The organism is Nocardia sp. NPDC020380 (assembly GCF_044386975.1).
Classification (GTDB): domain Bacteria; phylum Actinomycetota; class Actinomycetes; order Mycobacteriales; family Mycobacteriaceae; genus Nocardia.
Map to the genome: position 1 here is coordinate 103,305 of NZ_JBIRVQ010000010.1, position 12,727 is coordinate 116,031.

Annotated in this window: 17 protein-coding genes and 1 pseudogene; 8 read left to right on the forward strand and 10 right to left on the reverse strand. The window is 66.9% G+C overall.

The features are described from left to right. Positions 1-14: 14 nt before the first annotated feature. Both ACH438_RS27475 and ACH438_RS27480 read left to right on the forward strand, forming a co-directional pair. Positions 15-353, forward strand: a complete 339-nt coding sequence (locus ACH438_RS27475; RefSeq protein WP_397010199.1) for a hypothetical protein — start codon at positions 15-17, stop codon at positions 351-353. A 50-nt stretch (positions 354-403) separates the two neighbouring features. Further along, positions 404-835 (forward strand): RpiB/LacA/LacB family sugar-phosphate isomerase, encoded by a 432-nt coding sequence (locus tag ACH438_RS27480; protein ID WP_397010201.1) that lies wholly within the window; start codon positions 404-406, stop codon positions 833-835. Here ACH438_RS27480 and ACH438_RS27485 read toward each other — a convergent pair. The 5 genes from ACH438_RS27485 to ACH438_RS27505 all read right to left on the reverse strand — a co-directional run bounded on the left by ACH438_RS27485 (position 820) and on the right by ACH438_RS27505 (position 4,339). Continuing rightward, positions 820-1,269, reverse strand: a complete 450-nt coding sequence (locus tag ACH438_RS27485) for a hypothetical protein (protein WP_397010203.1) — start codon at positions 1,267-1,269, stop codon at positions 820-822. The two genes, ACH438_RS27480 and ACH438_RS27485, sit on opposite strands and share 16 nt — an antisense overlap. After that, positions 1,167-2,045, reverse strand: a complete 879-nt coding sequence (locus ACH438_RS27490) for an AMP-binding protein (protein WP_397010205.1) — start codon at positions 2,043-2,045, stop codon at positions 1,167-1,169. Before ACH438_RS27490 ends, ACH438_RS27485 begins: the two co-directional genes overlap by 103 nt. A 34-nt stretch (positions 2,046-2,079) precedes the next feature. Further along, on the reverse strand, positions 2,080-2,538 hold the full coding sequence (locus ACH438_RS27495) for a gamma-glutamylcyclotransferase family protein (protein ID WP_397010207.1): 459 nt from the start codon (positions 2,536-2,538) through the stop codon (positions 2,080-2,082). Continuing rightward, entirely contained in the window at positions 2,535-3,323 is a 789-nt protein-coding gene (locus tag ACH438_RS27500; protein WP_397010209.1) for an MBL fold metallo-hydrolase, read from the reverse strand. The genes ACH438_RS27495 and ACH438_RS27500 overlap by 4 nt, the downstream gene beginning before the upstream one ends. A 107-nt stretch (positions 3,324-3,430) precedes the next feature. Further along, positions 3,431-4,339 (reverse strand): hydrogen peroxide-inducible genes activator, encoded by a 909-nt coding sequence (locus ACH438_RS27505; RefSeq protein WP_397010211.1) that lies wholly within the window; start codon positions 4,337-4,339, stop codon positions 3,431-3,433. A 107-nt stretch (positions 4,340-4,446) separates the two neighbouring features. Between ACH438_RS27505 and ACH438_RS27510 the strand changes: the two genes are divergently transcribed. From ACH438_RS27510 to ACH438_RS27525, 4 genes are all read left to right on the forward strand, one after another. Continuing rightward, positions 4,447-5,034 (forward strand): peroxiredoxin, encoded by a 588-nt coding sequence (locus tag ACH438_RS27510; protein ID WP_397010213.1) that lies wholly within the window; start codon positions 4,447-4,449, stop codon positions 5,032-5,034. Positions 5,035-5,048: 14 nt separating this feature from the next. Then, the gene (locus ACH438_RS27515; protein ID WP_397010215.1) at positions 5,049-5,588 is read left to right on the forward strand and encodes a carboxymuconolactone decarboxylase family protein; all 540 of its coding nucleotides are present in this window, start codon (positions 5,049-5,051) and stop codon (positions 5,586-5,588) included. 99 nt (positions 5,589-5,687) lie between these two features. Next, the gene (locus ACH438_RS27520; RefSeq protein WP_397010217.1) at positions 5,688-6,437 is read left to right on the forward strand and encodes an HNH endonuclease family protein; all 750 of its coding nucleotides are present in this window, start codon (positions 5,688-5,690) and stop codon (positions 6,435-6,437) included. A 21-nt stretch (positions 6,438-6,458) separates the two neighbouring features. Continuing rightward, positions 6,459-7,151 carry a PhzF family phenazine biosynthesis protein gene (locus tag ACH438_RS27525; RefSeq protein ID WP_397010219.1) on the forward strand — a complete coding sequence of 231 codons (693 nt, stop codon included), beginning with the start codon at positions 6,459-6,461 and terminating at the stop codon, positions 7,149-7,151. Here the strand turns inward: ACH438_RS27525 and ACH438_RS27530 are convergent. The 3 genes from ACH438_RS27530 to ACH438_RS27540 are packed head-to-tail and all read right to left on the reverse strand — an operon-like array spanning position 7,078 to position 9,277. Further along, positions 7,078-8,298 carry a hypothetical protein gene (locus ACH438_RS27530; RefSeq protein WP_397010221.1) on the reverse strand — a complete coding sequence of 407 codons (1,221 nt, stop codon included), beginning with the start codon at positions 8,296-8,298 and terminating at the stop codon, positions 7,078-7,080. The genes ACH438_RS27525 and ACH438_RS27530 overlap by 74 nt on opposite strands. Next, positions 8,295-8,828 (reverse strand): M48 family metalloprotease, encoded by a 534-nt coding sequence (locus ACH438_RS27535; protein ID WP_397010223.1) that lies wholly within the window; start codon positions 8,826-8,828, stop codon positions 8,295-8,297. The genes ACH438_RS27530 and ACH438_RS27535 overlap by 4 nt, the downstream gene beginning before the upstream one ends. Beyond that, positions 8,801-9,277 carry a hypothetical protein gene (locus ACH438_RS27540; protein WP_397010225.1) on the reverse strand — a complete coding sequence of 159 codons (477 nt, stop codon included), beginning with the start codon at positions 9,275-9,277 and terminating at the stop codon, positions 8,801-8,803. The genes ACH438_RS27535 and ACH438_RS27540 overlap by 28 nt, the downstream gene beginning before the upstream one ends. 171 nt (positions 9,278-9,448) lie before the next feature. Here ACH438_RS27540 and ACH438_RS27545 point away from each other — a divergent pair, with 171 nt between their 5' ends. Together ACH438_RS27545 and ACH438_RS27550 are read left to right on the forward strand one after the other, a co-directional pair. Continuing rightward, positions 9,449-10,255 carry an alpha/beta fold hydrolase gene (locus tag ACH438_RS27545; RefSeq protein WP_397010227.1) on the forward strand — a complete coding sequence of 269 codons (807 nt, stop codon included), beginning with the start codon at positions 9,449-9,451 and terminating at the stop codon, positions 10,253-10,255. 28 nt (positions 10,256-10,283) lie between these two features. After that, positions 10,284-10,490 (forward strand): annotated as a pseudogene (locus ACH438_RS27550) (MBL fold metallo-hydrolase); the annotation flags it as partial. Here ACH438_RS27550 and ACH438_RS27555 read toward each other — a convergent pair. Then, positions 10,466-11,347: an amidase family protein gene (locus tag ACH438_RS27555; protein ID WP_397010229.1), complete on the reverse strand. Its 882-nt coding sequence runs from the start codon at positions 11,345-11,347 to the stop codon at positions 10,466-10,468. The pseudogene ACH438_RS27550 and the gene ACH438_RS27555 overlap by 25 nt on opposite strands. Positions 11,348-11,397: 50 nt before the next feature. Then, positions 11,398-12,624, reverse strand: a complete 1,227-nt coding sequence (locus ACH438_RS27560) for an aspartate aminotransferase family protein (protein ID WP_397010231.1) — start codon at positions 12,622-12,624, stop codon at positions 11,398-11,400. Between the last annotated feature and the right edge of the window lie 103 nt (positions 12,625-12,727).

Genomic DNA, 12,727 nt, shown 5'->3' on the forward strand with positions numbered 1-12,727 from the left:
CAGAAGGGATTCCCATGCCAGAGTCGTTGCCGAGCACAGCAGTCGTCCGTGTCGGACGCGTCACCTTCGACCCGAGCCTGTACGACGCGGTCGTCGCCGCAGACGAGCAAACCTCGAAGTACCTGATTCCGGCCATCCAGCGACTGCCCGGCTTCCTCCACTGGTACGCGGGAGTCTCCCCCGACGGGTCACTCACACAGGTGAGCATCTGGGACTCCGAAGAGCATGCGGCACAAATGGACAACTTGAAGGAGATGCGGATCCAAGCCCGCGAGGACCTGGGCGCAGTAGGCGTGACATTCACAGCAGAAACCGCGGCCTACACCAACTACCCACTCACCTGGACCGCCTGACCCCCGAACCGCCCGGCGCATGTGGTTCGAGTAGGAGAGATACTGCCGGTATGAGGATCTCAGTGGCGGCGGATGAGAATGTCGGCGTAGCGGGGTGCGTGGTCGAGGAGTTGCGACGGCGGGGGCATGAGGTTATCCCGCACGGGGCGTTGGAGCCCGAGGAGCGGGATGATTGGGCTTGGGCCAGTGAGGCCGCGGCTCGGGATGTCGCCGAAGGGCGGGCCGAGCAGGCTGTGGTTTGCTGCTGGACAGGAACGGGTGCCTCGATCGCCGCGAACAAGGTGCCCGGGATTCGGGCCGCACTCTGTGTGGATGCGTATACCGCGGAGGGTGCGCGGAAGTGGAATGACGCGAATGTGCTGGCCTTGAGTTTGCGGTTGACGTCGGGGGCGCAGTTGACGGAGATTCTGGATGCCTGGTTCGCGGGGGTGGCCAGCCAGGATCCCGGCGACAAGGCGAACATCGATCATGTGAGTGGTTGATCGGCCAGGTGGGTGTAGGTGGTGCGGAGTTCGCGTTTGAGGATCTTGCCGCTGGGGTTCTTGGGTAGGTCTGCGGCGAAGGCGATGAATTTGGGGACCTTGTAGCCGGCCAGGCGCGCCTTGCAGTGGGCGATCAGGTCGTCGGCGGTGGGGTGGAATCCGCTGCGTACCACGATGATTGCGGTGACCGCCTCGATCCAATGGGCGTGCGGGATGCCGACGACGGCGGCTTCGGAGACTTCGGGGTGCTGGTAGAGGATTTCTTCGACCTCGCGGCTGGCTACGTTCTCACCGCCGGTTTTGATCATGTCCTTCTTGCGGTCGACGACGCTCAGGTAGCCGTCGGAGTCGAATACGCCGAGGTCGCCGCTGTGGAACCAGCCGTTGCGGAAGGCTTTCGCGGTTTTGGCGGGGTCGTTCCAGTAGCCGAGCATCGCTTGCGGTGAGCGGTGGACGATTTCGCCGATGACGCCGGGCGGGACGCGCCCAGGTAGATGTCGGGTGTGAGGAAGCAGTGCAGCTGCGCGCAGTGATAGAGCGGGAGGGCGTGAACTTCGATGTCGTCGGCGGTCATTCGGCCTTCGATCACCACGCTCACGTATTGGGCGATGAGGGCACGGCTGGAGAGGGTCGCGCCCTTGGGGCGGGATTCGGTGCCGGAGGTGTACATGAGCTGGATGGGGTCGTCCTCCCCCACCGCGATATCGAGTTCGGAGCTGTCGGCGTGATTCTCCCACTCGGACACCGATTCCCAGCCGGACGCGACAGCCGGCCCACCGAGTCCGATCCACCCGAACAGCCCGATCTCGCTGTCCCCCAGCTGTTTCACCGCCGTCTCGGCCTCACCGGCCAAAGCATCTTCGGCGATCAACACGGTCGAGCCGGAATGCGCGAGGATGTAAGCCACCTCATCGGCCTTCAACATGAAGTTGATGGGCACCGAGATCGCCCCCAGCCGCGCGAGCGCGAAGTACAGCAGCACGAACTCGCGGCAGTTGTGCGAGTAGATCGCCACCCGATCGCCGCGCGCCACACCGCGATCGGCGAGACTGTGCGCCACCCGGTTCACGGCGGCGTCGAGTTCGGCGAAGCTCTCGCGCCGTTCCCGCCACACCAGGGCGGTCTTGTCCGGCTGCCGGGCGGCGCTGCGCCGCAACAGATCCCCGAGGCCTTGGCGGCGCGCGCCCGTGACGATGGCTGCAGTCTCCATGCGATCACGTTCTACCGCAGAACTGTGGCCTGTGTCATACAGTCTCGTTGAGCAGGATCAGATCGTTGCGCCAGGCAGCGCATTTCCGCAGGTACCGCGGGAGTTGTTCGGCGGCGAAGGCGTCGGCCGACCAATCATCGTGCGTCACTTCGGCGGTCCAGGCGTAGGTCCACGCGTAGGTCTCGCACTCCCCCGCGTGCACGGAGACGGGTTTCAGGAAGTATTCGTCGTCCTCGAACGCGTCGAGTACCCGCCAGTCCGCGGAGGACAGCCCGGTCAGCAGAAACCCGTGCGCGACAGCGCCGGCGGCGGTCACCAGTCCCGGATACACGCGGCCGGGCAACGCGGCCGTCCGGTGTCCGGGCAGCCGCGCGGGCTCGGACGCCGGTGCCCGCCCGATCAATTCGGTGACCACTCCGGGAAACCGCAGCGTCCCATACACGAACAGCGGCTGCTCCGGCTCGGGTAACCGCCTGGCCCAGCCGCGGTTCATGCACGCGCCTGCGTTCCGGCGAAGCGCCGGAACAGTTCCGGGTCGTGCGAGGTGATCACGGAGATCTGAGGTCCGTGCAGGCGGTTGAGTTCGCGCAGCCGCCGCTGGTTCTCCCGGTATGCCGCGGGCACGATGGCCCCGGCCTGATACATCTGCCACATCAGTGGAGTATTCGGATTCTCGGCCGCGATGGAGCTGCCCAGATATGCGGCGTCTCCGGCGTGCAGTAGCCAGCCACGCCCGGAGTCGATGGCCACTCCGGCGTGTCCGCGGGTGTGGCCGTGCAGCGGGACCACCAGGATCTCCGGCGGCAGGCCGGGCAGATCCCGGACGGCGGTGAAGCCGAACCAGTCTTCGCCGCCCTCGATTTCGTTGACCATCCACTTGGGTCCGTGCGCCCACTGCGCCGCGTGGTAGCGCAGTCGTTCGGAGAAGGTGGGGGTGGCGGTGGCGGCCCGGAACTCCGGACCGTGGACGTGCACGGTGGCTTCCGGGAAGTCGGAGAGTCCGCCGGAATGATCGAGGTCGAGGTGCGTGAGGATGATGTGCCGGACATCGCGCGGGTCGTAGCCGAGGGCCCGGATCTGCCAGAGCGCGGTCTCGGTCTCGGACAGTTTCGGGCGCAGCATGAATCGGCTGAGTCCCACCATCTTGCGGGGATTGCGCACGCATTCGACCCCGAAGCCGGTGTCGACGAGTGCGAGGGAGTCGCGCGTCTCGATCAGCAGGCAGTGGTCGACCATGCCCATTCCCATGGTGCCGCAATTCAGGTGGTGAATCCGCATGGGCCCGACATTCCCAGACACCCCGAACCGGCGCAACCTCGCAGATCGCCCGGGCGTGGTGCGGGGGTTTCAGGGACGTGATGTGAGAGACCCCGGAGTGGGAACTCTCATTCCGGCCGGTGCGCGCGAATGATTTCCGCGAGCCGGATGTAATCATCGGTGCGGGCCGTGGACGCGCGGTAGGCGAGCCCGAGGGTGCGGCCCGGCGCCGGGGCGGCGAAACGCGCGATTTCGAGCGTGCCGCGCGAGGTTTCGGCGGCGACCGCCATTTCCGGGATCAGCGTGACCCCGAGATCGCCTGCCACGCATTGCACGACCGTGGCCAGCGAGGCGGCGCGGGTATCCCCGACCGTGCCCGGGTGGGCGTCGTTGGCGCGGCAGAGGTCGAGCGTCTGATCGCGCAGGCAGTGCCCCTCGTCGAGCAGCAGCAGCGGAACCGAGTCCAGGTCAGAGGGTTTCAGATCGGGGCGTCCGGCGTAGCCGTGCCCGCGCGGCACGACCAGCACGAACTCCTCGGTATAGAGGGGTATCTCGACCACCCCGGAGGCCTCGGTCGGCAGCGCCAGCAGCGCCACGTCCAGGACCCCGGACCGCAGTCCGTCGAGCAGCCGGGCGGTCTGGTCTTCGATCACGTGCGGCACCAAACCGGGTAGCTGGGTGCGTAATTCAGGTAACAGCGTGGGCAGTACATACGGGGCTACTGTCGGGATGATCCCCATGCGCAGCGTGCCGCCCGGTCCCGAACCCGCGGCGGATGCGACAAATCGGTCGGCTGCCTCGAGTGTCGCAATAGCTTGCGGCAGCAACCGTTTTCCGGCGGGTGTCACCAGCACTCGGCGGGTACTGCGTTCGATCAATTGCAGTCCGAGTCCGTTTTCCAATGATGCCAGGGCCTGCGATAACGTTGGCTGGCTCACACTCAGCCGGGCTGCGGCGGTACCGAAGTGGCGATATTCGGCGATGGCTACGAACGCACGCAGCTGTGACAGGGTCGGCTGATAAGTTTGATCAGTCACGCCTATCAGTATAGTGCGACCGATCACCTTTACCTCTTACCGAGGTTCGGGAAAGATCATTCGCAGCAGTCACGACACGATCGAAACGACTACGAAGAGGAGCAAGCATGGCACTGCTGACCATCGGCGACCAGTTCCCGGCCTACAACCTGAAGGCTGTCATCGGCGGTGATCTGTCGAAGGTCAATGCTCAGCAGCCCGACGACTACTTCACCCAGATCTCGAGCGATGACTACGCGGGCAAGTGGCGCATCATCTTCTTCTGGCCGAAGGACTTCACCTTCGTCTGCCCCACCGAGATCGCCGCGTTCGGCAAGCTGAACGAGGAATTCGCCGATCGTGACGCGCAGGTGCTCGGCGCCTCCGTCGACAACGAGTTCGTGCACTTCCAGTGGCGTGCCCAGCACGAGGACCTGAAGACCCTGCCCTTCCCGATGCTTTCGGACCTCAAGCGCGAACTGGCCGCCGCCACCGGCGTTCTCAATGCCGACGGCGTCGCCGACCGCGCCACCTTCATCGTCGACCCGAACAACGAGGTCCAGTTCGTCTCGGTCACCGCGGGTTCCGTGGGCCGCAATGTCGACGAGGTGCTGCGCGTGCTCGACGCCCTGCAGTCCGACGAGTTGTGCGCCTGCAACTGGAAGAAGGGCGACCCGACCATCAATGCCGGCGAGCTCCTCACCGCGTCGGTCTGAGAAGGGTTTTCATCGTGACCATCGAGAACCTGAAGAACTCGCTACCCGAGTACGCCAAGGATCTGAAGCTCAACCTCTCCTCGATTTCGCGCACCACCGTGCTGAACGAGCAGCAGCTGTGGGGCACCCTGCTCGCGTCGGCGGCCGCCACCCGTTCGGCCACCACGCTGCGCGAGATCGCCGAGGAAGCCGCCGACACACTGTCGGCGGAGGCGTACGACGCCGCACTGGGCGCCGCCTCGATCATGGGCATGAACAATGTCTTCTACCGGGGCAAGGCGTTCCTCGACGGCCGCTACGACGATCTGCGCGCGGGACTGCGCATGCAGATCATCGGCAATCCGGGTGTGGACAAGGCCGATTTCGAGCTGTGGTCGTTCGCGGTCTCCTCGATCAACGGCTGCCAGCACTGCCTGGAGGCGCACGAGCACACCCTGCGCGAGGCGGGCGTCTCGCGTGAGGTGATCTTCGAAGCGCTGCGCGCGGCCGCCATCGTGGCGGGTGTCGGGCAGGCCGTGCAGTCGACGGAGACGCTGGCTGCCGCCACCGTCTGAGGTCTTCGGGCCGCTCGCATGGGTTTCACGCCCGTCGCACTCCGTGCGGCGGGCGTGTCTCTGTCCGGGGACTTCCGGACTGGCACTTAAGCTCCCGGCATGGCACCGCGCTCCCGGACGCCCGCGCCGCGCCGCCGGCGCAGATTCCTGGCGAGCACCGTGCTGCTCGCGGCCGTTGCCGCGACCGCGGTGGCGTTGTATCTGGACCGGCACGAAAGCACACATACCGACAGGCCGGTCACAGACGAATCCACCGGCACCGCCGTCCCCGACACGCAACAGGCCCACACCGATCTGGATCGGCTCGCCGTGGCCCGGAATCGCAACTGGGAGTCGTACGAGCGCAATGCTTTCGGGCCCGGCTGGTCCGGCCGCGGCGGTGAACCGAAGTTGAGCGACGGTTGCACCGCACGCGAGGATGTCATGAAACGGGATCTCACGGATGTGCGTCTGGGAGAAAGCAATTCGTGCCTGGCGTTGTCCGGGACCCTGCACGATCCCTACACCGGCGCGCAGCTGCCCTACAACCGGTTCAAGGCCTCCGATATCGAGATCGATCACGTGGTGGCGCTCGGCGATGCGTGGCGTTCGGGTGCGTCCGAATGGAACGCCGACCAACGCCAAAAGTTTGCTAATGATGTCGGCAACCTGCTGGCAGTGCAGAAACAGGCCAATCAGGACAAGGGCTCCAAAACTCCGGACCAGTGGAAACCGCGGCAGGAGTACTGGTGTGACTACGCGCGACGCTGGATAGGCGTGAAAACCCGCTGGTCGCTGACCGTCCAGCCCACCGAGAAGGCCGCTTTGTCCGACATGCTCGCGGCCTGCGGGCCTGTTCCCGGAAGATAACCGTAGGTAAGCTCCGAATTCATGGGTACACCCGAAAGCGATGGCACTCAGATCGAAGTGGTGCGTGTGTTCACCGACGCCACGGGCCGCTACGGCAATCCGCTCGGCATCGCGCGCGCCGGTGACGTGATCGATGTCGACCATCAGGCGCTCGCCGCCCGCCTCGGCTACAGCGAAACCGTCGTGGTCGAGGATCCCGCGGACGACCGCGCCCGCATGCGCATCTACACGCCGGTCACCGAACTCCCCTTCGCCGGTCACCCCACCGTCGGCACCGCCTGGTGGCTGACCATGCTGGGCACCCCGGTCGATATCCTCGACGTCCCCGCCGGCCCGGTCGACGTGACCACCACCGACGGCCTCACCTGGGTCCGCGCCCGCTCCGAATGGGCGCCCAAGTTCGAATTCCACCAGTTCGACAGCCTCGAGGAACTCGCCACCCTCGACCCCGCCGACTTCCCCGAGGGCAAGCACTACTGCTGGGCCTGGAGCAACGAAGCCCACAGCGCCGTCCGCGCCCGAATGTTCGCCCCCGCCTTCGGAATCCCCGAAGACCCGGCCACCGGCGCGGCCGCCATCGCCCTCACCGCCCTCCTCACCCGCGGCCTGCACATCACCCAGGGCCAGGGCTCCCAGATCTTCACCGAGTGGGATTCCGACGGCTGGGCCCGGGTGGGCGGCCGTGTGGTCCCCGACCACCCGGTCTTGATCTAGGGCCGTGCTGCTTCCACGTCTGCCCGGATAGCGCGCCGGCCTGGAATCGACGAGCCGCCCGCGGATCGGGTACGAAGCCCGGCGACGGCGACCCGAACCGCCGCAGCCATGCCCGGCGCGGGTCGGCATAGGCCCGCCGGACGGCATGCGGGGGCGGACCTCCCTGCGGCACACGATGTTTGCGTTCCCGGGCTCGAATTCGATTGCCGATGGCCTCGACCCGGCGCCCGATATTCGGATCCCGGGAAGAAGCCTCGGACACGGCCAAGATGACCCGCAACCACCACGGCTGCAGACTGCGGCGGTACCAGCGCCGGATCTCCTTCGAGCGCCGCCGTTCGAAGTACAGGCGCAGCCCACGGCCGGCGCCCAGATCCACGGCCACTCGATCCGCATTCGATTGGTTGCGCCGCAGAATCGCATTCCGCCCGAGCAACTGGGCCGCTGCCGCCCCCAGCAATGCCAGAGCCCCGACGGCCCCGAACAGCCAGACCAGCAGCGTGACGAGACCGATGAACACGCAGGGTTGAACGATCAGCAGCACGGCCGGCCGCCCGGCGAGCCGTCCGCCGATCTTGAAAGGAAGCCGTATCGGCTCGGAGAGCCACCAGGACAGCCGTCTCCAGGTACTGCCGCCGTCACCCACGAAATGCCCGACCTCATGCCCGAGCAGACCCTCGAGCTCCACGGCCGACAGCTCCCGGACAGCCTCGGCCGACACGGCGACCACACCGCCGGGCCAGGCCTGCCCCGCCGATCCCTGCGAATCTCGAACCCGCAGCGCATAAGTCGAGTCCGGCACTCCGAGCGCCAGCAGTGTGGTCCGCCACGGCAGATCCAGCATCGCGGATTCCTCGGGAGTCGGCCGGCGCGGCATTCGGGGATCGCTCACCGCGTCCATCGTTTTCGTCATGGAGAGCCGCACCAGCGTCGACATCGAGAACCCCAGCCAAACCACGAGCAGCGTGCACGCCGCCCACAGCCCGATCAGCTCCCCCAGCCGGTACAGCACGAGCCCGACCAGCAACGGAATCGGCCAGGAGACGAGTAGCATTCCCACTGACCAGGGCAGCCCGCGCCACCGCATCCGCCGCCGATACGCGGCGCGTTGCTCGGCAGTCGCCGCTTCGAGTCTGGGAACGATCATGGGCGACAACGCCTTTCGAGGACGCGCAGCCGGGTCTCTATCCGGCGGATGCGGCGACGATTCGTGGGGTGGGTCATGAACATGGCGGTGTACGGATCCGTGTCCGGCTGCCAGTCCGGGAAACGGTCGCGCAGTAGATCGCGCAGGCCGAGGCCGAACCCGAGGTCGACGGCGAGCCGGTCGGCCGCGAACTCGCCGTGCCGCTGGTGGATCGCGCGCAACAGCGGCGCGAGCTGCATCACCGCCAGCACCAGGGCCGCCGGCATCGTCCCGAAAAGCCATGCCAGCACGGCAAACAGCGCGAGGTCCGATACGCACATCACGAGAGCGGGCGCCGCCTTGCCGGCTCGCGAGCCCGGTGCGCGACGTTTCAGGCGGACGGCGACCCAATTGGTCGCGATCATCGGCAATTCGAGCAGCACGACCGGCAGAACGAGCAGGATGGTCGTCGTCATCGCACCGCGCATGCCGACGATCAGGTGATGACCGAGCTCATGGGCCATCAGAGCGTGCAACTGCGACGGCGGCAATTGCTGTAGCGCTGCCCGTGAGACGAGGATCGTGCCCCCGCGCGCGGGGCACTGCCCTGCACATCGTCGGATTCCTTGACGGCCAGCGGGAAGGCGCCGTCGTGCACTCCGGCGGCCTGGGCAACCTCGTGCCAGGCCACGAACAGCAGTATTTTCTCGGTCTCCGGCACCGACTGAGGGAATCGCGCCGCATACACGGGGACCTTCAGGTATCGCGCGCGGTCGAACAGCCCGGCTGCCGGCACGAGCGCCAGCCAGATACCCAGTACGACGCCGAGCAGCAGGTCGCCGTGGGGTGCGCAGAGATGAATGATGAGCAGCCCGGTGAGGATGAATTCCGGTGTCAGCCTGATCAGCTCGACAGCGAACTCCACTCCGCGCCGGACGCGCAGCAGGCCGAGCTGAGCTCCGGGTCGCGAGGTGGCGGCGGGTGCAGTGGGAGACGACATGGGCCCCATCCCGAGTGCTATTGGATCTCGATTACCAAGTTACGCAGGGGAAACCGTGGTCTCATGCCCTCGATTCGGAGGGCTTCGGCGGACAGCCCTTGCCTATATCAATAACCTGATATAAGGTTCCTGATATAGCTTTCATCGGATAGCGCACGAGGAGAAGAAATCATGAGCACTCCGATTGCGGCCGGGTCACTCCGGCCGACTCGTACCGAAATCCACACTCTCCCTGGAGGTTCCGCCGGGACCGTCGAGGTGACCGTGCAGGATCGGGATCGGACGCGGCCGTATCTGCTGCTGCACGGCGGTGGGGGCGTTCCGACTATGGCCGGGTTTGCGGATCTGCTGGCGGAGCGCACGCATTCGCGGGTGTTGGTGCCTACTCATCCGGGGTTCGGCGGGACGCCGAAGGCGGCCGGTGTGGACGATGTGGCCGGGCTGGCGCGGATGTACGTGCAGCTGCTGGAGCAGTTGGATCTCAGTGATGTGACGGTGATCGGGAATTCGTTCGGCGGGTGGGTGGCCGCGGAGGTTGCGCTGGCCGGGAGTCCGCGGGTGAGTGGGGTGGTGATCGTCAATGGGACCGGGATCGAGGTGGCCGGGCATCCGATGACGAATATCAGCGGGCTTTCGCTGCCGGAGATTCGGGCGTTCTCGTTCCATGATCCGAGCAAGGCGCCGGCACCGGCGAGTTCCGGTCAGCCCGGGCCAAGTCCGGATGTGCAGGCGATGCTCGGATACACGGGACCGGTGCCCTTCGATCCGACGCTGGCCGATCGGCTCGGCGGGCTCGATCTGCCGGTTCATGTGGTGTGGGGTGAGAGCGACGGGATCGTCGATGCCGAGTACGGCAAGGCTTATGCCGCTGCTGTTCCGGGCGCTGTCTTCACGCTGCTGCCTCGCAGTGGCCATCTGCCCCAGGTGGAGACGCCCGAGGAGCTGCTCGGGGCGCTGCTGGATCTGGGCAAGTTCTGATATTCGTTGAGAGGCAGGGAGATTCAGCATGACTACTTCATTGCAGGTAACCCGGATCGGGCATGCCTGCCAGTTGATCGAGATCGGGGATATTCGCGTTCTCACCGATCCCTGGTTCACGCAGACCGCGCACTACTACCACGGTGAGCCGGTCGCCTCGACCGTGCGGAGTCTCGGCCGCATCGACGCGGTCGTGGTGAGCCATGAGCATTACGACCATTGCGATCTCGATGCCCTGGTCGACGGCGGCTTCGATCTCGGGGTGCCGTTGATCGGTCCTGGCACGGTCGCGAAGATCGCGCTGAAGTCCGCGAGCCGTTCGTGCCGCGCGGGCTTCAGATTCAGCTCGAAGGCGACGCCGAGCGACAGCGGGTCGGGTCCGGCCATCACGTCCAGCAGCAGCGAGAGATCGCGGGCGGTGCGTGCCATCGGCCCGACGACGGAGAGATCGCGGTCGGAGGGCAGCGCCGGTGCGGGCGGCGGGACATGCCCACGCGGCGCCACCAGCCCGTGCGTCGGCTTGTGCGAGTAGACGCCGCAGAAGTGCGCGGGGTTGCGCAAGGAACCGCCGATATCAGAACCGAGTGACAGCGCACCGAATCCGGCGGCCAGGGCCGCGGCTGAGCCGCCGGAGGAGCCGCCCGGCGAACGACCGTGATCCCACGGATTGTTGGTGGTGCCGTAGATGTCGTTGAAGCTCTGCAGATCCGCGAGCATCAGCGGCACATTGGTCTTGCCGAGGACGACCGCGCCGGCTTCCTTGACGCGCGCGATCTGCAGCGCGTCCTCGGCCGGCACATAGTCCTCGAACGCCGGCATCCCCCACGTCGTGGGCAGCCCCGCGACGTTGTAGGACTCCTTGACCGTGATCGGAACACCCAGCAGCGGCCGGTCCTCGCCACGGGCACGCGCCTGATCCGCCTCACGCGCGGCGTCGCGTGCCCGATCGAAGTCGGGCACGCAGATCGCATTGATCGCTTTGTCATCGCGTTCGATGCGCGCGATCGCCTCCTCGGTCAGTTCCACCGAGGTCACTTCACCGGCACGCAAGGCAGCCAACAGCTCTTCGGCCGACCGGAAACTCCACTCCATGAGCCGAATCTACCGACGAATGATCGAGTGCGCGGGCCGTCCCGGCGGTCTCAGCCCAGGGCGGCGGCGAAGCGCTCGGAGAGCTCCTTGACCTGCGCGTCGGTAATGACGAAGGTCGGCGAGATCTGCAGTGCGCCCTGGCCCGCGGCGCGGGTCGAGACGCCGTGCGCGCGCAGGGTTTTCACCATGGCGAGGGCCTCGGCCGGGTCGGCGAGCTGGACGGCCGCGACGGCGCCCAGGCCGCTGCGCACCTCGGCCACCCGCGGGTGGTCGGCCAGCGGCGAGAAGTGCTCATGCAGCAGCGATTCCAGGTTCTTGCTGGCCTCGAGCAGGTTCTCGCGCTCCATGATGTCGAGGTTGGCCATGGCGGCCGCGGCCGCGCCGGCGTGCCCGCCGTAGGTGTAGCCGTGCCGCCACCAGACGCCGCCGGCGAAGAACGGCTCGGCGATGTGCGGGGCGATGAAGACCGCGCCCATGGGCACATATCCGGAGGTGAGGCCCTTGGCGGTGGTCATCAGGTCGGGCTGCAGGTCGAAACGCGAGGAGGCGAACCAGGATCCGCCGATACGGCCGAAGCCGGTGACGACCTCGTCGGCCACGAACAGGATGTCGTTGTCGCGGCAGATCTGCCGGACCTCGGTGAGGTAGCCCTCGGGCGGCAGGTACACGCCGCCCGCGCCGATGATCGGCTCGGCGAAGAAGGCCGCGATGCGCTCGGCGCCGACCTCTTCGATGAGAGCGGTCAGCGCCTTGGCCTGATCCCATTCGATGGTGCGGGCGTCGGGCATGAACTCACCGGTGTAGCCCTCGCGGTTGACCGGGATGCCCGCCAGCGAGGTGCCCGCGACGTGCATGCCGTGGTAGGCGCGCTGCCGGCCGACGATGAGGGTCTTCTCCGGGCGGCCGATCTCCTGCCAGTAGCGGCGGGCCAGCTTGGCGGCGGTATCGACGCCGTCCGAGCCGCCGGAGGTGAAGAAGATCTTGCTGCCCGGGACCGGGGCCAGCGCGGAGAGCCGCTCGGCGAGGTCGCGGGTGACCGGCGAGACGAAGTCGCCGAAGTTGGAGTAGTGCGCGACCTGGCTCAGCTGCGCGGCGACCGCGTCACCGATCTCGCGACGACCGTGGCCGATATTGGCGAACCAGAGGCCGCCGGTGGCGTCCAGGTACTGCGTGCCGCCCTCGTCCCAGATGTAGGCGCCTTCACCGCGCGCCACCACGAACGCACCGTCGCGCTCGACCGCACCCATATCGGCGAAGCCATGCCACAGCGAACCCATACCGCCACCTCCATGCACCCTGTACCGGCGCGCCCCGGCGAGGGCACGGCCTACCTACCCCCTACATCTCACCATCACGATGGTGAGCAGCGCGAACGACCCC

Coding starts and splice junctions, on each gene's coding strand:
- ACH438_RS27555 (WP_397010229.1), bottom strand. CDS start 11,347: ATGGAGTGGAGTTTCCGGTCGGCCGAAGAGCTGTTGGCTGCCTTGCGT.
- ACH438_RS27490 (WP_397010205.1), bottom strand. CDS start 2,045: ATGGAGACTGCAGCCATCGTCACGGGCGCGCGCCGCCAAGGCCTCGGG.
- ACH438_RS27500 (WP_397010209.1), bottom strand. CDS start 3,323: ATGCGGATTCACCACCTGAATTGCGGCACCATGGGAATGGGCATGGTC.
- ACH438_RS27510 (WP_397010213.1), top strand. CDS start 4,447: ATGGCACTGCTGACCATCGGCGACCAGTTCCCGGCCTACAACCTGAAG.
- ACH438_RS27560 (WP_397010231.1), bottom strand. CDS start 12,624: ATGGGTTCGCTGTGGCATGGCTTCGCCGATATGGGTGCGGTCGAGCGC.
- ACH438_RS27525 (WP_397010219.1), top strand. CDS start 6,459: ATGGGTACACCCGAAAGCGATGGCACTCAGATCGAAGTGGTGCGTGTG.
- ACH438_RS27540 (WP_397010225.1), bottom strand. CDS start 9,277: ATGTCGTCTCCCACTGCACCCGCCGCCACCTCGCGACCCGGAGCTCAG.
- ACH438_RS27485 (WP_397010203.1), bottom strand. CDS start 1,269: ATGCTCGGCTACTGGAACGACCCCGCCAAAACCGCGAAAGCCTTCCGC.
- ACH438_RS27480 (WP_397010201.1), top strand. CDS start 404: ATGAGGATCTCAGTGGCGGCGGATGAGAATGTCGGCGTAGCGGGGTGC.
- ACH438_RS27530 (WP_397010221.1), bottom strand. CDS start 8,298: ATGATCGTTCCCAGACTCGAAGCGGCGACTGCCGAGCAACGCGCCGCG.
- ACH438_RS27475 (WP_397010199.1), top strand. CDS start 15: ATGCCAGAGTCGTTGCCGAGCACAGCAGTCGTCCGTGTCGGACGCGTC.
- ACH438_RS27495 (WP_397010207.1), bottom strand. CDS start 2,538: ATGAACCGCGGCTGGGCCAGGCGGTTACCCGAGCCGGAGCAGCCGCTG.
- ACH438_RS27545 (WP_397010227.1), top strand. CDS start 9,449: ATGAGCACTCCGATTGCGGCCGGGTCACTCCGGCCGACTCGTACCGAA.
- ACH438_RS27520 (WP_397010217.1), top strand. CDS start 5,688: ATGGCACCGCGCTCCCGGACGCCCGCGCCGCGCCGCCGGCGCAGATTC.